This window comes from Nonomuraea zeae, from assembly GCF_005889725.1.
Lineage (GTDB): Bacteria > Actinomycetota > Actinomycetes > Streptosporangiales > Streptosporangiaceae > Nonomuraea > Nonomuraea zeae.
Genome location: NZ_VCKX01000043.1, coordinates 1 through 19,057, shown reverse-complemented (window position 1 = coordinate 19,057; position 19,057 = coordinate 1). Strand labels below are relative to the sequence as shown.

Annotated in this window: 20 protein-coding genes; 7 read left to right on the top strand and 13 right to left on the bottom strand. The window is 70.3% G+C overall.

Going from position 1 to position 19,057, the window contains the following annotated elements; genetic code table 11:
- Positions 1–365: 365 nt before the first annotated feature.
- Positions 366–1,802, bottom strand: coding sequence for a DUF7059 domain-containing protein (locus ETD85_RS16400; protein WP_138690571.1), 1,437 nt, complete (start codon positions 1,800–1,802; stop codon positions 366–368).
- A gap of 118 nt (positions 1,803–1,920) precedes the next feature.
- On the opposite strand from ETD85_RS16400, the gene ETD85_RS16395 reads away from it, so the two are divergent.
- Complete coding sequence (locus ETD85_RS16395; protein WP_138690570.1) at positions 1,921–2,223, top strand: hypothetical protein; 303 nt, start codon at positions 1,921–1,923, stop codon at positions 2,221–2,223.
- Positions 2,224–2,300: 77 nt separating this feature from the next.
- Here the strand turns inward: ETD85_RS16395 and ETD85_RS16390 are convergent, their stop codons facing one another.
- From ETD85_RS16390 to ETD85_RS16380, 3 genes are all read right to left on the bottom strand, one after another.
- Positions 2,301–3,275: an NAD(P)-dependent oxidoreductase gene (locus ETD85_RS16390; protein ID WP_138690569.1), complete on the bottom strand. Its 975-nt coding sequence runs from the start codon at positions 3,273–3,275 to the stop codon at positions 2,301–2,303.
- A 260-nt stretch (positions 3,276–3,535) separates the two neighbouring features.
- Positions 3,536–4,132, bottom strand: coding sequence for a TetR/AcrR family transcriptional regulator (locus tag ETD85_RS16385; protein ID WP_138690568.1), 597 nt, complete (start codon positions 4,130–4,132; stop codon positions 3,536–3,538).
- Positions 4,129–4,644 carry a GNAT family N-acetyltransferase gene (locus tag ETD85_RS16380; RefSeq protein ID WP_138690567.1) on the bottom strand — a complete coding sequence of 172 codons (516 nt, stop codon included), beginning with the start codon at positions 4,642–4,644 and terminating at the stop codon, positions 4,129–4,131. Before ETD85_RS16380 ends, ETD85_RS16385 begins: the two co-directional genes overlap by 4 nt.
- Positions 4,645–4,703: 59 nt before the next feature.
- Between ETD85_RS16380 and ETD85_RS16375 the strand changes: the two genes are divergently transcribed.
- The 4 genes from ETD85_RS16375 (at position 4,704) to ETD85_RS16360 (ending at position 8,140) form a co-directional block, all read left to right on the top strand.
- Positions 4,704–5,171: a winged helix-turn-helix transcriptional regulator gene (locus ETD85_RS16375; RefSeq protein ID WP_138690566.1), complete on the top strand. Its 468-nt coding sequence runs from the start codon at positions 4,704–4,706 to the stop codon at positions 5,169–5,171.
- Between the two features lie 33 nt (positions 5,172–5,204).
- A complete protein-coding gene (locus ETD85_RS16370; protein WP_240779182.1) occupies positions 5,205–6,023 on the top strand; it encodes an SURF1 family cytochrome oxidase biogenesis protein in 819 nt (272 codons plus the stop codon).
- A gap of 10 nt (positions 6,024–6,033) precedes the next feature.
- Complete coding sequence (locus tag ETD85_RS16365; RefSeq protein ID WP_138690565.1) at positions 6,034–6,777, top strand: tyrosine-protein phosphatase; 744 nt, start codon at positions 6,034–6,036, stop codon at positions 6,775–6,777.
- Positions 6,778–6,943: 166 nt separating this feature from the next.
- On the top strand, positions 6,944–8,140 hold the full coding sequence (locus ETD85_RS16360; RefSeq protein WP_138690564.1) for an amidohydrolase family protein: 1,197 nt from the start codon (positions 6,944–6,946) through the stop codon (positions 8,138–8,140).
- Between the two features lie 19 nt (positions 8,141–8,159).
- On the opposite strand, the gene ETD85_RS16355 is transcribed toward ETD85_RS16360, so the two are convergent.
- The 4 genes from ETD85_RS16355 to ETD85_RS16340 form a co-directional block, all read right to left on the bottom strand.
- Positions 8,160–8,438, bottom strand: coding sequence for a YkvA family protein (locus ETD85_RS16355; protein WP_240779181.1), 279 nt, complete (start codon positions 8,436–8,438; stop codon positions 8,160–8,162).
- A gap of 143 nt (positions 8,439–8,581) precedes the next feature.
- The gene (locus ETD85_RS16350) at positions 8,582–10,000 is read right to left on the bottom strand and encodes an amidase (protein ID WP_138690563.1); all 1,419 of its coding nucleotides are present in this window, start codon (positions 9,998–10,000) and stop codon (positions 8,582–8,584) included.
- A gap of 10 nt (positions 10,001–10,010) precedes the next feature.
- Positions 10,011–10,970 carry an LLM class F420-dependent oxidoreductase gene (locus ETD85_RS16345; protein WP_138690562.1) on the bottom strand — a complete coding sequence of 320 codons (960 nt, stop codon included), beginning with the start codon at positions 10,968–10,970 and terminating at the stop codon, positions 10,011–10,013.
- A gap of 103 nt (positions 10,971–11,073) precedes the next feature.
- Positions 11,074–11,742 carry a TetR/AcrR family transcriptional regulator gene (locus tag ETD85_RS16340; RefSeq protein ID WP_138690561.1) on the bottom strand — a complete coding sequence of 223 codons (669 nt, stop codon included), beginning with the start codon at positions 11,740–11,742 and terminating at the stop codon, positions 11,074–11,076.
- Positions 11,743–11,916: 174 nt separating this feature from the next.
- On the opposite strand from ETD85_RS16340, the gene ETD85_RS16335 reads away from it, so the two are divergent.
- Entirely contained in the window at positions 11,917–13,074 is a 1,158-nt protein-coding gene (locus ETD85_RS16335; RefSeq protein WP_138690560.1) for a hypothetical protein, read from the top strand.
- A 130-nt stretch (positions 13,075–13,204) separates the two neighbouring features.
- On the opposite strand, the gene ETD85_RS16330 is transcribed toward ETD85_RS16335, so the two are convergent.
- From ETD85_RS16330 to ETD85_RS16310, 5 genes are all read right to left on the bottom strand, one after another.
- Entirely contained in the window at positions 13,205–14,266 is a 1,062-nt protein-coding gene (locus tag ETD85_RS16330; protein ID WP_138690559.1) for an aspartate-semialdehyde dehydrogenase, read from the bottom strand.
- A complete protein-coding gene (locus tag ETD85_RS16325) occupies positions 14,263–15,537 on the bottom strand; it encodes an aspartate kinase (RefSeq protein WP_138690558.1) in 1,275 nt (424 codons plus the stop codon). Before ETD85_RS16325 ends, ETD85_RS16330 begins: the two co-directional genes overlap by 4 nt.
- Positions 15,538–15,677: 140 nt before the next feature.
- Positions 15,678–16,208, bottom strand: coding sequence for a DUF5063 domain-containing protein (locus ETD85_RS16320; RefSeq protein ID WP_138690557.1), 531 nt, complete (start codon positions 16,206–16,208; stop codon positions 15,678–15,680).
- Positions 16,201–16,800, bottom strand: coding sequence for a recombination mediator RecR (gene recR / locus ETD85_RS16315; RefSeq protein WP_138690556.1), 600 nt, complete (start codon positions 16,798–16,800; stop codon positions 16,201–16,203). Before recR ends, ETD85_RS16320 begins: the two co-directional genes overlap by 8 nt.
- 2 nt (positions 16,801–16,802) lie before the next feature.
- Positions 16,803–17,153, bottom strand: a complete 351-nt coding sequence (locus ETD85_RS16310; RefSeq protein WP_206058347.1) for a YbaB/EbfC family nucleoid-associated protein — start codon at positions 17,151–17,153, stop codon at positions 16,803–16,805.
- A gap of 591 nt (positions 17,154–17,744) precedes the next feature.
- Here ETD85_RS16310 and ETD85_RS16305 point away from each other — a divergent pair.
- A partial coding sequence (locus ETD85_RS16305; RefSeq protein ID WP_206058346.1) for a GAF domain-containing protein occupies positions 17,745–19,057 on the top strand: 1,313 nt, incomplete at its 3' end.

Genomic DNA, 19,057 nt, shown 5'->3' with positions numbered 1-19,057 from the left:
GGCATCCGCATCGGCGGGACCGGCGTCACCGGTTCCGCCGGCGGGTGCGACTTCGAGTCCGTCGTCGAGTCCGTCGTCGAGTCCTGAGTACAGCTCGTCGTCCAGACGTGTCATCCACACATGGTTGATCAAGGCTGTCCTTAGGGAGTCACGAAATCGTCGTGATCGATTCTGTCCAGCCCAGCCGGTCGCCCTTTCGCCGCCACGCTTCGCTAGGGGGCCCGGTTATCCGGATGCTCCGCGTAGCGGCTAGCCGCCTCACATAAAAGACGACCGGCCGGACCTGACACGGCCCTCGAACCCCCCAGGTCCGTGTCCTGCCCTAGAGACTCCACCCAAGGTGTCAACGTCCAATCAACAGCCGATTAAAGAAGGAAGTAACCCTCGGCGATCAGGGGCCTGACCGCGTCGGAGTTGGCGATCTCACCGTCGCCGACCAGCTCGGCGATCACGTTGAGGAGCGGCCCGAGCGCCAGCTCGCCGTCGCAGACGCCCGCCAGCGCGGCCTCCACCGTGCCGACTTCCCTGCTGCGGCGCAGCCCCTGCGTCTGGCGCAGGACGATCCGGATGGGGTCCTCCGCCCCCGGCAGGCCGATCCGCTCGTCCAGCAACCCCTCCGCGGTACGCAGGAGCGCCTCGTCGAGCGGGCCCGCCCGGTGCGCGGCGGCGATGGCCTCGATCACGGAGTCCACGTAGTCGCCGACCGGGAGCGCCACCTGGTGAGAGAGATGCTCCACGCGTACGACCGGGTCGATCGTGCCCGAGTTGCGCATCGTGATCCAGCCGAAGCCGACGCCCTCGACCTTTCGCTCGTCGAACCAGGCCAGCCAGCGGTCGTAGTGCTCGGTGTAGCTCCTGGTGCCCTGCTCGGCCGCGTCCTTGAGCCAGAGCTCGACGTATTCGGCCGGGTCCTGGACGTCGCGCTGGACGACCCAGGCGTCGCAGCCGGTCTCCCCCAGCCAGCCGCCGACGCGGTCGTGCCAGTCCTCGCCCTCGACGTGCAGCCAGTTGGCCAGGAAGTGGGCCTGGCCGCCCGGGTTGAGGTGGCGGGGCGTCCGGCGTACGAGGTCGCGGCAGAAGCTGTCGCCGTCGCCGCCCGATTCGCGATAGGTCAGCTTCCGGTCGCGGGCGGGCGCGATCACGAACGGCGGGTTGCTCACGATCAGGTCGAACAGCTCGTCCTCGACCGGCTCGAACATGGACCCCGTACGCGCCTCGACACCCGAGACGCCGGACAGCTCCCAGCTCAGCCGGGCCAGCTCCAGTGCCCGCGGATTGAGGTCGGTGGCCACGACGTGCTCGGCCCGCCCGGCCAGGTGCAGCACCTGCACGCCGCACCCGGTGCCGAGGTCGAGCGCGCGCTGGACGGGCCGCCGGGTGACGAGCTGGGCCAGGTTGGCCGAGGCACCGCCGGCCCCGACGACGTGATCGGGCCGCAGCGCCGGGTCGCCCGGCCGCACCTTGCGGTCGGAGACCAGGTAGCCGCCGGTCTCCCAGGGCTGCAGGTGCACGGTCGCGCGGACCTCGTCCCCGTCCGCCGTGACCAGGCCAGAGTCGAGGATCTCCGCGGGGAGGCCCTTCGCCGGCACGGGCGCGCCCAGCCACCACAGCCTGATCAGCCGGGCCAGCGGGTCGCCTTCGGCGGTGGCGCGCAGAGCCGGCACCAGCTCCTCCCGGGCCAGGGCCGAGGCGGCCATGCTGCCCAGGCGCTCTCGGACGCCGTCGATCGTGTAACCGGTTTCGAGGAGGTGATGGCGCAGTCGTTCCACGAGTCCATCCTTGCACCGCAGGCTCCTGCGCATGATCTGATACCGACAGTGCTCATACTGTTACTTAGGTACCCAAGCGTTCTGCAAGCGGTGGACAAGTGGCGAGCGGTATCTCTAGGGGTGTCACCACGTTCTCCCGAGGAGCGGACCCATGCTGATCCCCTGCTTGGCCTGCGAGTCCCGGTTCAGGCCGGATGAGTACTTCAGCGCCTGCTCCGACTACAACCGCGGCATGGACCTGGTGTCATGGACGTGCCCGCGCTGCGGCAACCGCGACGACCTGCGCGTGCTGCCGGGCGAGCTGGGGTTCGGTTATCCGCACCGGGGCCGGTTCGACGTGCATGACCGGGTGCGGGTGCCCGGGTTGCGCAGGCAGCGTGGTGACCTGCGGCTGGACATCTCCCTCGACAGGGCGAGCTGGCGCGTCCCCACCCGCCTCCGGCAGCCGGCCTGACCCGCACACGGACCCGACGAGAACCCCGGCCCGGCCGCCACGCGGACCTGGCCGGCATCAGCACCCCGGCCCGGCCGTTACGCGGAGCCGGCGAGCGGCAGGACCGGCGCGTACGCGTGGGCCGGCTCCTCACCGCGCAGCAGCCGCCCGATGTCCTCCACCAGCGCGTCCGCCAGCTCCTCCTGGCTCTCACCGGTGGCCTCGCCCAGGCGGGGCGTCAGCACCACGTTCGGCAGGCTGGTCAGAGGGTGGGCCGGATCCAGCCACTCGCCTTCGAAGTGGTCGAGCCCAGCACCTCCCACCTGCCCCCAGCGCAGGGCGTCGACCAGCGCCGTCAGGTCGTGCAGCGCCCCGCGTGAGGTGTTGAGGTAGATCGAGCCCGGCCGCATCGCCCCGAACTCGGTGTAGCCGAAGAAGCCCCGCGTCTCCGCGGTCAGCGGCACGTGCAGCGACACCACGTCCGACTCAGCCAGCAGCGCGGGCAGCGTGTGGGTGGCCTCGGGCACGAACGGGTCGCAGGCGATCACCTGCATGCCCAGGCCCTCGCAGCGCCAGCGCATGGCCCTGCCGACCCGGCCGAGCCCCACGATGCCGAACGTCCTGCCGGTCAGCCGCCGGCCGCGATGGCGCTGCGCCGGCGGCACCCTGTCGTGGTAGGCGCGCCCTCCGCGTACTTCCCTGTCGGCGGTGACGATGTTCCTGCTGACCGCGAACATCAGCGCCAGCGTCAGCTCGGCGACCGCTTCGGCGTCGCGGTCGGCGGCATGCAGGACGATCACCCCACGCTCGGCCGCCAGCGCCAGGTCGACGCTCGTGGGCGGCCCCATGACGGCCACGATGTCCAGGTGCAGCCCGAGCACCGACGTGCGCACCTGGTCGCCGTCGGTGATGAGCACCGTCGCGCCGGTCTCGATGACCAGATCGGCGAGCTGCTCGTCGGTGAAGCCGAGGCTTGGACGTGCGGGAACCTCGGCCAGCACGGCGATCTCGCCCAGGCGGGCGAGCGCGCTCTCCGGCAAGGCGGGCAGTACCAGCGCCCGAGGTCGTCTCACATGTGGACAATAACACCACAGACGGTGCTCAGATCATTGCTCCCCGCGCAGGTGAAACGGTGCCCGCCGACCTCGCGAAAGACGCCCGCCGACCTCGCGAAAGACTCCGGCCGGCCTCGGGGAGAAGGGGCTCGCCAGAGCCCGGAGAAGGCTCCCCCGGCCGCGCGGAACGCTTACTCGGGGAGCGCTTACTTGGGGAACGCTTCTCGGGGAACGCTTCTCGGGGAACGCTTCTCGGGGAACGCCTACTCGGGGAACGCCTACTCGGGACGCTGGCGCAGGCTCTGCCAGGCCGCCTCGCCCAGCCCCTTGATCTCCTCCTCCGTCGGCGTGTGCGCCCCCGCGAACCACAGCCGGCACATCTCCTGCGCGGGCCCCAGCCACAGCACGTAGCACATGGTCGCGTGCACCGGCTGGAGCAGGCCGTTCTTCATGTGCGGCCGCCACCAGTCGGAGACCTTGCGGAAGAAGGCGCGGCGCTCCTCGGCCACCTCCGCGCCGCCCGGCTCCTGCTTGCGCGGTGGCCGCTCGCTGATCAGCAGCCTGGCCCGCTCCGGGTGCTCGCCCGCCCACCGCATGTGGAGGGCGACGACCGCCTCGATCCCGTCGCGTGCCTCTTCGTGGCGGACCAGCTCGGCGAGGAACGCCGCCTGGTACGCGGTCAGTATCTCGGCGTACAGGACGCCGAAGACATGCTCTTTGCTGGCGAAGTGGTGGTAGAAACTGCCGACACTGACGCCGCTCTCCTCACGGAGACTGGCCAGCGTGGTGGCCGACACCCCGTCCTGGCTGAACCGGCGGAGGGCGCCCTCGATGATGCGCGTACGGCCGTCGCGTCCGTTCTTGACACTCTTCACAAAGTCAATGGTGTGCTACCAGAACCTTGTTCCGCAAATAACCGGGCCTGATCGATCATAGCGGTGACTTCCACCGCCCCCGACGCGACCTTCATCGTGGCGTCCGGCCAGATCCGCCGGATGAGCCTGAGCACGCGCCGGTTCTCCCCCAGAACGTCCATGCCCACGGTCTTCGCCCCCCGTACGGCGGCCCGCAGCAGCAGCGTGTCGATCAGCCGCGGCCCGAGCCCGAACCCCTGCCACTGGTCGGCCACGACCACCGCGATCTCCACGTCGGCGCACTCGCCCTGGTAGCTCATGGCGTGCCCGATGATCTCGCCCCCCTCGATGGTCGCGACGAGCGCGTCGCGGCGTTCGTCCACCGCGAGCAGCGTGCGCAGCAGGCCGCCCGCCGGGCTGGTGATGCCGGTGAAGAAGCGCAGCGTCTGCGTGTGCAGCGAGAGCCCGGTCAGGAATCGTCTGATCCGTTCCTCGTCCTCCGGACGGGCCGGGCGGATCTGAGTTCCGTGCATAGACTCAGCGTGCCTCGCAGCCCCTGAGTCTGTCAATCGAACTCAGGTATAATGAAGGGATGAGCGTTCCCTTCCGGGTGACCAACTGCTCGATCGAGCGCACCCTGGACATCGTCGGGGAGAAGTGGACCTTCCTCGTGCTGCGCGAGGCGTTCAGCGGCGTGCGGCGGTTCGCCGACATGCAGGCGATCACCGGTGCCCCCCGCCAGGTGCTCAGCGCGCGCCTGGCCCGGCTGGTCGACGAAGGGCTGCTGCGCAAGGTGCCCTATCGCGAGCCGGGCCAGCGCCAGCGCGACGAATACCGGCTCACCGAGAAGGGCCGCGACCTCTATCCGCTGCTGGTCGCGCTCATGCACTGGGGCGACAAACACCTGTCGGGCGAGGAGGGGCCGCCCGTGCTGCTCACCCACCGCGACTGCGGAGCCCCCATCGAGCAGCACTTCCGCTGCGCGGACGGCCACGACGTGCCGGGGCCGCGCGAGGTCACCCCGGTGCCGGGCGACGGCGCCGAGCTCAGGAGCGCCTGAGCAGGCCGGGCGCGTGAAGGAGCACGGGGGTCGGTGCCTACCCTTGAAGGCGTGTACCGGTTCCTGCTGACTCCCCGATGGCTCGCGCTGCACGTGGTGGTGCTGCTGGTCATCCCCGCTTTCGTGTTCCTCGGGCGGTGGCAGTTCGGGCGGTTCGAAGAGCGCTCCGCCAACAGCGACCGGGTCACCTCGAACATCGAGGCCGCGCCGGTGCCGCTGGACCGGCTGGCGGCTCCCGGGCAGCAGGTCCGGCAGGACGACCGGTTCCGTACCGTGACGGTGGCCGGCACGTACGACCCGTCCCACGCCCTCCTCGTACGCCGCCGCCCCCAGGCGGGGATGCCCGGCTACTACGTGCTGACCCCCTTGGTCACCGGCCCCGGCACGGCCGTGATCGTCAACAGGGGCTGGGTCAAGGCGGGCGCCACCGCCGACACTGCGCCCGAGGTGCCTCCCGCGCCCACTGGACAGGTAACTGTCACCGGGCGGCTACGCCCGAGCGAGACCGAGGAGTCCAGCGGCATCCGCGAGCGATCCGGGCTCCCGGCCGGCCAGGTCCTGCTCATCAATCCCGCGAAGATCGGCGAAGGGCTCCCGTACCAGCTCGTGGGGGGATACGTCGAGCTGACCGAGCAGCAGCCCAAGCCCGCTGCAGCGCCCGAGCCCGTGCCCGCGCCCGACGTCGGCTCCGGAGGCGGGCTCAACCTGGCCTACGGCGTCCAGTGGTGGCTGTTCATCGGGATCGCGATCGCCGGCTGGATCCTGCTGATCCGGCGCGAGGTGGCCGAGCGCAGGGCGCAGGAGTCTTCCGGCGCAGTCGTGGCAGAAGAGGCCGAGACCGCCGCCAATTAAGGTATTGAGCGTGCTCCGCCACATTGAGTTCACGAACCTGTGTAATTTTCGCGACGTAGGTGGATATGCCACCAGGGACGGGCGGACCGTCCAGTGGCAGCGGCTCTACCGGGCCGACTCACTGGGCTGGCTGGCCGGGGACGACCTGCCGGCCTTCCGCGCGCTGCGCGTGCGCAGCGTCATCGATCTACGCCATCCGTACGAGGTGGAGAAGGCCGGACGGGTCCCGGAGAGCGAGGGGCAGTTCTACCAGAACCTGCCCATCGAGGGGCGGAGGTGGGAGGTCGCCGCCTTCGACGAGCAGGCAGGCGTCGCCCGATACCTGGCCGACCGCTACCTGGAGGTCACCGAGGACGGCGTCGAGAACCTCAGGACCGCCCTGGAGACGATCGCGCGGGCCGACAACGCGCCCGTCGTCATCCACTGCGCGGCGGGCAAGGACCGCACCGGGGTGCTCATCGCGCTGACCCTGTCCCTGGCGGGCGTGGGCGAGGACGACATCGTGGCCGACTACGCGCTCACCGGGCTGGCCACCGACCGGTTCATCAGCGACTGGCGGAGACGGCATCCGGACGCACCGCTGTGGCCGGGGTTCGGCCTGGCCCCCGCCGAGGCCATGCGGTTCTTCCTGACAGACCTCGCGGAGCGGCACGCCTCCATCGAGAGGTACGTCACAGATGTCCTCCGGCTTTCGCCGGAAGCGATCGGCGAACTTCGTGGACATCTCCTGACTAACCCGCCGCGGGAGGGGTAGTGGGGCCCCGGGTCCGCGTTGGGCACCACCCCTCGGCGAGCGGGCCCCTGCTATACCCGGGATCGCCACATCCCCCTCCCGGCGGTCCCGGGTCGCAGAGTCTCGGATACCCAACGGATACGTCGCAGCTTGTTCGACGTTATCCCGCCGTCGTACGGTTACTCGCGTGACTACGCCGCTGCTCCCCGACCCGGATCCGAGGCGGCGCGACTACGTGATCATTTCCGCCGACGATCACCTGATCGAGCCGCCTGACCTCTTCGAAGGCCGGTTGCCGGAGAAATATGCCGAGGTCGCGCCCAAGGTCGTGGAGACGGAGGCGGGTCACCAGGTCTGGCGCTACGGCGGGGCCACCTACCCGTGCGCCGGCATCGACGTGGGCGCCGGGCTGCCTCGCGAGCAGTGGACGCTCGAGCCGGTCAGGTTCGAGCAGATGCGCCCCGGCTGCCACGACATCGAGGCCCGCATCCAGGACATGGACGTCGCGGGCATCTGGGCCGCGCTCTGCTTCCCCGGCATGCTGGCCGGGCAGTCGGGCATGCCGTTCGCCAGGACCCGAGACCAGGAGCTCGGCCTGGCCCTCGTCAAAGCCTGGAACGACTGGCACATCGACGTCTGGGCGGGCACCTACCCCGAGCGGATCGTCGGCCTGCAGCTCCCGTGGCTGCCCGATCCCGACGTCGCCGCCAAGGAGATCCGCGCCAACGCCGCCAGAGGCTTCAAGGCCGTCGTCTTCCCCGAGTTCCCGACCCGGCTCCGGCTGCCGTCGATCCACTCGGGCCACTGGGACCCGTTCTTCGCCGCCTGCGAGGAGACCGGCACGGTGGTCGCGCTGCACACCGGCGACTCGTCCTGGTCTCCCGTGCCATCGCCCGACACGCCCATCGAGGCCATCACCACGCTGATGCCGACCAGCGCCATGTTCGCCTGCGCCGACTGGCTCTGGTCGGGGCTGCCGCTGCGCTTCCCCGCGCTGCGCATCCTGATCGTGGAGGGCGGCGTGGGCTGGCTGCCCATGCTGGCCGAGCGCGCCGACTACGCCCTCGACCACCCGGTCGCCAGCGAGGCGTCGTGGGAGGGCGGGCTCAAGCCCAGCGAGGTGCTGCGCCGCAACTTCTTCTTCGGCACGCTCGACGACCACGCCCTGTCGGGGGTGCGGCTCGCGGTCGGCCTCGACCACGTGCTGCAGGAGAGCGGCTATCCGCACTCCGACTCGACCTGGCCGGACACCCAGAAGTCGGTGGCGCGCAACCTCGGCACGCTCCCGCCCGCCGACATCGCCAGGGTCGCCTACGGCAACGCCGCCCGCCTGTTCGGGCACCCGCTGCCCTCGCGCGCCTGGCTGCGGATGGAGGAGATCTAGGCCGCCCCGGCGGGGGCGGCTAGGCCTCTTCCAGTCCTTCGGCCCTGCCCTGGATGATGCTGCGCTCGTGCTGGACGTAGCGGCCGCTCTCGCCGAGCAGCGAGGCGGCCAGCCACAGGAACACGCCGAAGTCGTCGGCCACCCCGATCAGCACGAGGAAGTCGGGCACGACGTCGATCGGCGACAGGATGTAGACCACGCCCAGCCCGAGCAGGGCCAGATTGCTCTTGCCCATGCCCGCGTACTGGCCGCGCATGACCGCGCCGACCATCCGCGGGATCGCCCGCACCCTGGTCATCAAGCCAGGCGATCCAGGCTTGGTCACCTCGCGGTACGTGCGCCACGCCGCCGCTGCCCGTGCTGCCTTCGCCATCATGAGAATCCCCCTACCCCCGACTTCTCACGACATAACGCGTCGCCACCGCCACGAGTTCCTGGCGATCAGCCCATCGCCCGGTGCTCGAACGGCCTGGCCTGCTCGATCTGCGCCGCCACCCTGATCAGTACGTCCTCCCTGCCGGGCGCGGCCACAAGCTGAACGCCCACCGGCAGCCCCGCCTCCGTCCTGTGCGTGGGCAGCGAGATCGCCGGCTGCCCGGTCGCGTTGATCGGCGAGGTGAAGGCCACGGCGTGCGCGGTCCGGCCGAGCGCGATGCTGAGGTCCCCCGGCGGGATCCAGCCGAGCGGGAACGGCTCCACCCCCAGCGAGGGCATCAGCAGCAGGTCGTGCCCCGCGCTCCACCACGCGACCATGCGGCGGCGGAACCCGTCCACCCACTGCGTGGCCAGGATGTGGTCGGCCGCGCTGTGCCCGCGCCCGGCGGCGGCCATGGCGGCGTTGCGGGGCTCCAGCTCCTCCGGCCGAACGGGCTCGCCGCGGAGCTCGCCCAGGGAGACGACCTGCGCGGCCAGGTTGTCGGCCACGATCGCGCCGAAGTGCCGGGTGAAGTCCGGCTCCCCGAGCGCCTCGGGCCCGCCGGGCGCGACGTCGTGGCCGAGCTCCGCCAGCAGCGCGGCGGTCCTGGTGACGGCCTCGGCCGGCGCGTGCGCCTCCGGCACGTCGCCACGGGGGTGCGCGGTCAGGAAGCCGATCCGCAGCCGCCCGGGATCCGCCCCCGCTTCCAGCGCCAGCCGACCGGGCAGCGCGGGCGCGTCGTAGGGGTCGCCGGGGTGGTAGCCGGAGACGACGTCGAGCGCCGCCGCCGTGTCCCGGACGCTTCTGCTGACGAACCCCGGGCACGAGAACCCGTTCCAGCCCTCCCCCATGGCCGGGCCCAGGCTCACGCGGCCGCGCGACGGCTTGAGACCCACCAGGCCGCACATGGACGCGGGGATGCGGATCGACCCGCCGCCGTCGCTGGCGGTGGCCAGCGCGACCAGCCCCGCCGCCACCGCCGCCGCCGAGCCGCCGCTCGACCCGCCCGCCGAGTACGCCAGGTCGTACGGGTTGCGCGTCGGCCCGAAGGCCACCGGCTCCGTGGTGATCGTGCTGCCGAACTCGGGCGTGTTCGTCCGCCCCAGCACGACGAATCCGGCCGCGCGCAGCCGCACCACGCCATAGCCGTCCGCGGCGTCCGTCAAACCGTCGCGGACGTTCGAGCCCGCGCTGTACGGCTCGCCCGCCTGCCGCCAGCCGAGATCCTTGAGCAGGATCGGCACGCCGCGGAAGGGCGCGTCCGCGGGGAGGTCGTCGATCTCGGCCAGCGCGCGCTCGAACCGGCGGAAGATGACCGCGTTCAGCTCGCCGTCGCGGGCCTCGATGGCGGCGATCGCGGCCTCGGTCAGCTCGCGCGCCGACACCAGGCCGTCCTTCACCGCCTGCGCCTGCCCGACCGCGTCCAGCCTCAGTAAGTCGTCCATGGCAGCCTCCTTACGCCCGGGGAGCCAGCTCCCGCACGGCCTGCTCGATGGGGACGTCCCCGACCGGGATCGGGGCGAGTACGGGCGTGTCGAGCCCGTTGTCCACGTACTGCTGAATCCTGGCCCGGCAGGTGGCCGCGTCACCGTGCACGATCAGGGCGTCGACCACCTCGTCCGGGATCGCCTTGAGCGCCGCCTGCCGGTCGCGGGCCGCCCACGCCTCGTGCATGGGCCGCAGCACCTCGCCGCGCCCGAGCCAGTCGTGGAAGGCGGCGTACACCGGGACCGTCAGGTAGCTGGCCAGCATCCACCTGGCCAGCTCGCGCACCCGGTCGGCGTCCTCGCTCACGCACACGAACAGGCGGGCGATCAGCTCGGTGTCCGGGCCGATCTCGGCCCTGACCTGCCGTACGTCCTCCGGCGATAGCCAGTTCGTGATCGCGCCGTCGGCCTCGGCGGCGGCCAGGCGCAGCATCCTCGGCCGCAGCGCGGCCAGCACGATCTTCGGCGGGATCTTCGGCGCCCGCTCCAGCTTGAAGCCCTTGATCTCGAACGTCTCGTACGCCTCCGAGACCTTCTCCCCCGCCAGCGCCTTCTTCAGGAAGCGCAGCGTGTCGCGGGTGCGCGCGTACGGCTTGTCGAACGTGCCGGCGTTCCACCGCTCGACGATCGCGGGCGAGGACGAGCCGATGCCCAGCACGAACCGCTCGGGTGCGAGGTCGGCCAGCGTGGCCGCGGACATGGCCAGCAGCCCGGGCCCGCGGGTCGAGACGGGCACGATGGCGCTGCCCAGCCTGATCCCCGGCGCCCACTGCGCCGCCAGCGCCAGCGGGACGAACCCGTCGGCGCCGTTGACCTCGGCCGACCAGGCGTCGGTGTATCCGAGCCCGGGCAGCTCCGCGATCAGCTCCTGCGACCTGGCGAGCGAGCGGTCGGAGAAGGGGATCGTCATGCCCCAGTTCTGAGTCATACGCGGCCCTCCGGCTTGTTCGTCGATGAGGCGACCATACCAACCGGGCGGTATGTTCCCGCTAGCTCGCGGGCCACCCGAGTCCGCCGGCCAGGCCCGGCGCCTACGCCCTCAATTCGTGCACGGCCGCGATGAAGTCCTTGGTGATCCCGCGCAGCCCCGGCAGGTGCGACAGCCCCACCAGCCGGTCCACCAGCGGCACCGTGACCTCGATCAGCCGGTACGTGCGCGCGCAGCCCGGCGAGGTGTCGTGCACCCAGAACAGGACCATGCCCATGGACAGCAGCCAGAGCAGCTCGGGCAGCTCCTCGCGCAGCTCGGCGTTCATCCGGTCGCGCGAGCCCTCGACGACCTCGCGGTAGATGGCGATGGAGGCTTCGCGGGCGGGCGACGACTGGGCGCTGAACGGGCTCAGCGGGTTCGTCGGCTCGGCCGCGTGCTTGTAGAACTTCACGGCGAACTCGTGGTACGGCTCGGAAACGCGCACCCATTCGCGCAACACCCCGCTCAGCCGCGCGGCGAACGACGACTCCCTGGCCAGGAACTCCCTGCACACCTGCTCGTGCTCGGCCTGGGCACGGTCGTAGTACGCCTGGATCAACGCCTCCTTGCCCTCGAAGTAGTAGTAGGCGTTACCCACGGACACTCCGGCCTCGGCCGCGATGGCACGCATCGTGGTCGCGTCGAAGCCGCGCTCCCGGAAAAGTCGCAAAGCCGTCTCGACGATGACCTCTCGGGTGCTCTCCGATCCACGGTTTCGGGCTTCGGACACGTTCGTCACTTTACGTCGTGATGCCGCGTTAGGTCATGGAGCCGCACGGTGATCACCGCCACAAGGCAAAGTTGACCCTGCGGCATGAGTTATCTCCTGTGAAAGGTGGGATTGTCGTTTCAGGCGGAAGGGCTATTTCCGCGAAAAGGCATCGACATGTGGATACGTGGAACAGTGCGCCTCATCGTAGTCGCGCTCCTCGGCATTGAGATCACCATAATCGCGCTGGCCTCGGCCGCCTCAGCCGCTACCTTCCCCGAAGGGCAGCCGGCGTCGAGCGGTCAGTACGAGACCGGTTTTCCCGGATGGGGGGACGGGCCGGCGCTCTCCGGGCGTGCGGACCTGGCAGCGGCCATCTCGGACGCGTACCCGATGGCACCTGCGGTGTTCGGCCCCTGGGGGTTCGAGCGGCTCATGATGCCCGCGGACCGCCTGGAGGACACGCGCGACTGGCCGGTCGTCCGGCCACGGTGGGATCACACCGACGAGGACTCGTACGACGGCTGGGCCGGCTCCGACCGTCCACACACCGTGCACGCACGACCCTTCGAGCCGCACGCCGTGCACGCTCGGCCCTTCGAGCCGCACGCCGTCCATGCTCGGCCCTTCGAGCCGCACGCCGTCCATGCTCGGCCCTTCGAGCCGCACGCCGTCCATGCTCGGCCCTTCGAGGCGCACGCACGGCACTTCGAGCCGGACGAGGCGCACGCGCGGCCTTTCGAGCCGGACACCAACGACGCAGGGCCCGTCGAGGCGCCCGTCGCGGCCGCGCCGTCCAAGGCCGTGGTCCGCGCGAAGCCGAAGGCCCGGCCAGAGGCGTCAAAGGCCCGGAGGAGCGCCGTACGTACCGGTGTGGCGGTCATGCCCCATGCGCGGCGCCACGCGGCGCACAAGCGCGCACAGGTCGATCTGACGCGGGTCATGCCCAGGCAGGCCGCCATCCAGCTGTCCCACGCCACCGCCAGCGGCTGGCTGAGGAGCGCCGGGCTGCGGACGAAGTCGAGCGGCAACTGCACGAGCAAGCACATGCACCACTGCACCTCGCTCGACTCGGTGCGGACCGGCACCATCGCCGGCATGATCGAGCTGAAGCGCGACAGCCGCTGCCCGATCATGGTCACGGGAGGCACCGAGGAGGGGCACGCGCCGGGCCAGTACAGCCACGGCAACGGCTACAAGCTCGACATCACCCACAACCGGTGCATCGACCACTACATCACGAAGCACCACGACAAGGCGGGTGTCCGTAGCGACGGAGCCGCCCTCTACCGCTCGGGCTCGGGCACCATCTTCGCTGACGAGAGCGACCACTGGGACATCCTGTTCCGGTGACAGGGCCACGGCCTCCTCGCCGGGAAATGACGAGGACGCCGCACGAGACGCACGGCGTCCACACCATCACCGGCCACCATTCGGCAGCCTGACTGCACCGCGGGTTCACAGCACGGTGTTCAGAGCACGGTCAGAGCTCGGTGGCGACCAGCTCGGCGATCTCCGCCGCGTTGAGCGCCGCACCCTTGCGCAGGTTGTCACCGCACACGAACAGGTCGAGCGTGTTGGGGAAGTCGATCGCCTGACGGACACGGCCCACGTAGGTCGGGTCGGTGCCCACCACGTCGAGAGGCGTCGGGAACACCCCGTTGGCCGGGTCGTCCACCAGGACCACCGTCGGCGCCGCCTCCAGGACGCGGTGCGCGTCCGCGACCGTGATCTCGCGCTCGAAGCGCGCGTGCACGGCCAGCGAGTGTGTCGTGACCACCGGCACGCGTACGCAGGTCGCGGAGACCTTGAGATCGGGGATGCCGAGGATCTTGCGGGACTCGTTGCGGAGCTTGAGCTCCTCGGAGGCCCAGCCGCCGTCCTTGTAGGAGCCGGCCCACGGCACCACGTTGAACGCCACGGGCGCCGGGAACGGCGACTCGTCCGGCAGCTTGTTCGCCAGCACCTTGCGCACGTCGCCGACGGCCTGACCGATCGAACGGTCGCCGGCCAGCGCCTCGATCTCGTCGTAGAGCCGCGCCGAGCCTGCCACGCCCGCGCCGGACACCGCCTGGTAGGAGGCGACGACCAGCTCGGTGAGCGTGTATTCGGCGTGCAGCGCGCCGATGGCGGCCATCATCGACAGCGTCGTGCAGTTGGGGGTCGAGATGATGTTGCGCGGCCTGTTGCGCGCGTCGAGCGGGTTGACCTCGGGCACGACCAGCGGGACGTCGGGCTCCATCCGGAACGTGCCGGACTTGTCGACCGCGATGGCGCCACGCTCGGCCGCGATCGGCACCCACACGGCCGACACCTCGTCGGGCACGTCGAAGATCGCGATGTCGATGCCGTCGAAGACCTCGGGCGCGAGCGCCTGGACGACGACGTCCTCACCGCGTACGGACAGCACCTTGCCCGCCGAGCGCGGCGAGGCGACGAGACGGATCTCGCCCCAGATGTCCGCCCGCGTCGAGACGATGTCCCGCATGACGGTGCCCACGGCACCGGTGGCCCCGATCAGGGCAAGATTCGGCCTGCTGCTCATCGTCCTGAACCTCCATACACCACGGCTTCGACCTGGTCGGCGTCGAGATCGAAGGCACGGTGGGCGGCCGCCACGGCCGCGTCGACACCGTCCTGCCCGACGATCACTGAGATGCGGATCTCCGAGGTGGAGATCATCTCGATGTTGACCCCCGCGTCGGCGAGGGCCGCGAAGAACGTCGCCGTGACGCCGGGGTGCGAGCGCATGCCCGCGCCGATCAGCGACACCTTCCCGATCTGGTCGTCGAAGAGCACCGACTCGTAGGCGATTTCTCCCTGGATCTTCTTCAGCGCCGCCAGGGCCGTCGGGCTGTCGGCCGTCGGCAGCGTGAAGGAGATGTCCGTGCGGCCCGTGGCCGCGGCCGAGACGTTCTGCACGATCATGTCGATGTTGATCTCGGCGTCGGCCAGCGTTTTGAAGATCGAGGCAGCCTCGCCGACCTTGTCGGGGACACCGACAACAGTGATCTTGGCCTCGCTCCGGTCGTGTGCGACGCCGGAGATGATCGGCTGCTCCATCTCGGTTCCTTCGGTGTAAGGGTCGGAGACGACCCACGTGCCTTCCCTGGTGCTGAACGAGCTGCGTACGTGGATCGGCAGGTTGAAGCGCCGAGCGTATTCGACACAGCGGAGATGCAGGATCTTGGCGCCGCAGGCCGCCATCTCCATCATCTCGTCATAAGAGATCTTGGGGATCTGGCGGGCCGCGGGCACGATGCGCGGGTCCGCGGTGAAGATGCCGTCGACGTCGGTGTAGATCTCGCACACGTCGGCGTCGAGCGCCGCCGCCAGTGCCACCGCCGTGGTGTCGGAGCCACCGCGGCCCAGCGTGGTGATGTCCTTGGTGTCCTGCGAGACACCCTGGAACCCGGCCACGATCGCGATGTGGCCCTGGTCGACCGCCTCACGGATGCGGCTGGGCGTCACGTCGATGATGCGCGCCTTGCCGTGCGTGGAGTCGGTGATCACACCCGCCTGCGAGCCGGTGAACGAGCGAGCCTCGTGGCCGAGATTGGCGATCGCCATCGCCAGCAGGGCCATCGAGATGCGCTCGCCCGAGGTCAGCAGCATGTCGAGCTCGCGCCCCGGAGGCAGCGGCGACACCTGCTCGGCCAGATCAAGCAGCTCGTCCGTCGTGTCGCCCATCGCTGAGACGATCACGACCACGTCGTTGCCGGCTTTTTTCGTCGCGACGATCCGCTGCGCGACCCGCTTGATGCAGGACGCGTCGGCGACGGACGAACCACCGTACTTTTGCACAACGAGCGCCACGAGAGTCTCCCGGTTTGGACTGTGAGCTGCCAGTCTACTGGGGGCCTCTCATGAGACTGCTGGGCCCGACCACTATGTGGACGGCCGCCGGGCCGTGACGGCTGCGGACGGCCGCCGGGCCGTGATGGCCGTGGGCCGCGTCAGACCGTGGTCGCTTCCTCCGCCACGTCGAGGCGCGAGTGGGCGGCCAGGGCCTGCAGCGCGCGCATCGCGGCGCCCGCGTGGTTGCCCCAGGTGTTGAAGTAGGAGTATTGCCACCACCACAGCGCCTCGTGCGGGCGGCCCGCGTGATAGTGGCGCAGGCCGTGGATGAGGTCGGCGGCGACCGCGGTCAGGTCGTCCGACAGCCGGTAGGGGGTGACCCCGGTGTCCTTGTACGGGTCGAACACCTCGGCGTAGTCGTCGACCGCCTCGAGCAGCTCCGACAGCGCCGTGCGCACGCCGTCGATGTCGGGGTCCTCGCTCATCGGCGGCTCGTAGTTGCCCGCGAGGATGACGTCCCTGTTCGCGCCGAGCTTGGCCCCGGCCAGGCTCATCTGCGCGACCTCGACCAGCAGCAGCGACCAGATGGCGTCGCCGCCCTCGCCGCTGGCGACCCTGGTCAGGCCGTCCACGTAGTTCTGTGCGTGCCCGGCGATCTCTTCCGCCAGCGCGCTCCACTGGTCAGACATCCAGCAGCCTCCGTCCTTCGAACGCGCGGCCCAAGGTCACCTCGTCGGCGTATTCGAGGTCACCGCCCACAGGCAGACCGCTGGCCAGTCGTGTCACTTTCACACCCATCGGCTTGACCAGACGGGCTAGATAGGTAGCCGTCGCCTCCCCCTCGAGATTGGGGTCTGTGGCGAGGATGAGCTCGGTGATGCGGCCGTCGGCCAGCCGCGTCATGAGCTCACGAATGCGCAGGTCATCGGGGCCGACGCCGTCGATCGGGCTGATCGCGCCGCCGAGCACGTGGTAGGTGCCGCGGAACTCGCGCGTCTTCTCGATCGCCACGACGTCCTTCGACTCCTCGACCACGCAGATCACATGCGTGTCGCGGCGGGGGTCGCGGCAGATGCGGCACTCCTCCTCGGAGGCGACGTTTCCGCAGACCCGGCAGAACCGGACCTTCTCCTTGACCTCGAGCAGTGCGTGCGCCAGCCGCTTGACGTCGGCCGGATCGGCCGCCAGCAGGTGGAACGCGATCCGCTGCGCGCTCTTGGGACCGACGCCGGGCAGCAGGCCCAGCTCGTCGATCAGGTTCTGGACGACCCCTTCGTACATGCCTAGAACCCTGGCAGCTGTCCGAGACCGCCGCCACCCAACCCCTGGGCCAGCGGGCCGAGCTTTTCCTGCTGCAGATCGGCGGCCGCGCGCACGGCGTCGCGGACAGCCGCGATCACCAGGTCGGCGATCGTCTCCGCGGTGTCCTGCGCGTCGCCGGCGTCGATCACGCTCGGGTCGATCTTGAGCTCGAGCAGCTCGCCGGAGCCGTTCACGACCGCCGTGACCAGGCCACCGCCTGACGAGCCCTCGATCTGCGCGTCGTTGAGCTCCTGCTGGGCGCTCACAAGCTGCTGCTGCATGAGCTGTGCCTGCTCCAGCAGCTGCTGCAGGTTGACATCCCCTGGGTTCACCGTCGTGCGCTCCTCGTGGCTCCGCGTTCTTGACTGCCACGAGCCTACGGTGTTTGGGCGGCGTCATGTACTGGCGGCGTCCCCATGTTTCCCCTCGGGTCCCTGTCCTGCGTTGTCATCTCTTGTCCCCGTCCGCTGCCCAGGCCCGTCCAGTCCGCCGCACAGAGCCGTCCGGGCACAGTCATTCACTGTCCCGGTCCGTCTCGGCAGTGCCACACTTGACCGAATCCTGTGCTGGCTTGACCCGGCCTTGACCGGCCGGACGGCGCCGCGGCCGATGATTTTGGCCGGATCTCGGCCCCCCTCCAGTGTCCGAGACCCGGCCATCACGTCGGACGGAGCGGCCGCACCACGCCGACGCGTTGAGCCGGAACGCTAGCCCGGCTAACGTTGCACACACGTTGCGTTCATTCAATCACCCTCCGCAATCCCCCTGAACGGGTTGCGCTCAGCGCTCGCACGACGGATGCTCTAGTTGACTACTTGGAGTGACCGATGAGTTACGCCCGCCTCGACGCGTACTCCCGCCTTCTACGCGGAGCACACGAAGCCGCAACGACAGGTCGGGTATGGCCGAAATCTCCCCGCCGTTTGATCATCGCCTCCTGGCGCCGCTCCCTGGAGGCGGGCATCGACCCGGAGGGTAACAGCGCCCCTTTGGTTTGGGACCCTGCCCATATCAAGGACATTCGCCACGCTCATCCGCTGCAGCCCCTGCTGCCGCTGCTCACCCAGACCCTCTCCGGCCTGGCCCACGAGACCGGCAACATCATGATCGTGACGGACGGTGATGGCCGTATTCTGTGGCGGGAGGGCGGCAAGACGACCCTGCGCCGCGCCGACCAGGTCGGCCTGGCCGATGGCCACCAGTGGTCCGAGCACAAGGTGGGCACCAACGGCATCGGCACCGCCCTCGCGATGGGCCGGCCCACGCACGTCTACTCGGAAGAGCACCTCTTGCGCGTGCTGCACGTGTGGTCGTGCAGCGCCGCCCCGATCACCGACCCGGACTCGGGCCGGGTCATCGGCTGCGTCGACGTCAGCGGCACCGCCAGGAGCCTGCACCCGGCCACCGTCGCCCTGGTCGCCGCCACGGCCAAGCTCGCGGAGACCCAGCTCGCCGTCCGCATGCACGAGCGCGACCAGCACCTGCGCCGCCACTTCGAGTCCGCCCGCCGGCCCGGCGTCCTGCTCTCGCCCACCGGCCGCGTGATCTCGGGCGACCCGTCGGGCAGCCTCGGCGACCGCGTCCACCTCGGCGGCCAGATGCACTTCCCCGGCCAGCGCATGATCCTCCGCGACGGGACCGTGGCCTTGCTGGAGCCGTTCTCCGACGGCTTCCTCCTGCGCCCGACGCCGTCCGCCACCCCCTCGACCCTGACCCTGACGTTCCTCGGCGAAGGGACGCCCACGGCCAGCTTCGGTGATCGCGAACGGCCTCTGTCGCTCAGGCACGCGGAGATCCTCGCCCTCCTGGCCCTGCACCCGCACGGGCTGACGGCCGAGCAGCTCTCGTTCCACCTCTACGGGGACGACGGCAACCCCGTGACCATCAGGGCCGAGATCCACCGCCTGCGGGCCCAGCTCGGGGACGCGATCGCGGCGAAGCCGTACCGGCTGACGTGCCCGATCGAGGCCGACTTCCTGGAGCTGCGGCGGCACCTGTCGGCCAACGACTCGAGCGCGCTGGCGCGGGCGTACACCGGCCCGCTGCTGCTGCGCTCGGAGTCCCCGGAGATCCGCAGGGAGCGGGACGAGCTGGAGGTGCAGGTGCGCGCGTGCCTGCTGCGCCACGGGTGCGCCAACGAGCTGTGGGCGTACGTACAGACGGCCAACGGGCGCGACGACTACGAGATCCTGGAACGCCTTGCGGCCCTGCCCCCCACCGACCCCCGCGCCGCCGC

What these genes read in the sequence shown, in the direction of transcription:
- ETD85_RS16400 (WP_138690571.1), bottom strand. Translation starts at nt 1,802, where the DNA reads ATGCGCAGGAGCCTGCGGTGCAAGGATGGACTCGTGGAACGACTGCGC.
- ETD85_RS16395 (WP_138690570.1), top strand. Translation starts at nt 1,921, where the DNA reads ATGCTGATCCCCTGCTTGGCCTGCGAGTCCCGGTTCAGGCCGGATGAG.
- ETD85_RS16380 (WP_138690567.1), bottom strand. Translation starts at nt 4,644, where the DNA reads ATGCACGGAACTCAGATCCGCCCGGCCCGTCCGGAGGACGAGGAACGG.
- ETD85_RS16375 (WP_138690566.1), top strand. Translation starts at nt 4,704, where the DNA reads ATGAGCGTTCCCTTCCGGGTGACCAACTGCTCGATCGAGCGCACCCTG.
- ETD85_RS16355 (WP_240779181.1), bottom strand. Translation starts at nt 8,438, where the DNA reads ATGACCAGGGTGCGGGCGATCCCGCGGATGGTCGGCGCGGTCATGCGC.
- ETD85_RS16350 (WP_138690563.1), bottom strand. Translation starts at nt 10,000, where the DNA reads ATGGACGACTTACTGAGGCTGGACGCGGTCGGGCAGGCGCAGGCGGTG.
- ETD85_RS16345 (WP_138690562.1), bottom strand. Translation starts at nt 10,970, where the DNA reads ATGACTCAGAACTGGGGCATGACGATCCCCTTCTCCGACCGCTCGCTC.
- ETD85_RS16330 (WP_138690559.1), bottom strand. Translation starts at nt 14,266, where the DNA reads ATGAGCAGCAGGCCGAATCTTGCCCTGATCGGGGCCACCGGTGCCGTG.
- ETD85_RS16320 (WP_138690557.1), bottom strand. Translation starts at nt 16,208, where the DNA reads ATGTCTGACCAGTGGAGCGCGCTGGCGGAAGAGATCGCCGGGCACGCA.
- recR (WP_138690556.1), bottom strand. Translation starts at nt 16,800, where the DNA reads ATGTACGAAGGGGTCGTCCAGAACCTGATCGACGAGCTGGGCCTGCTG.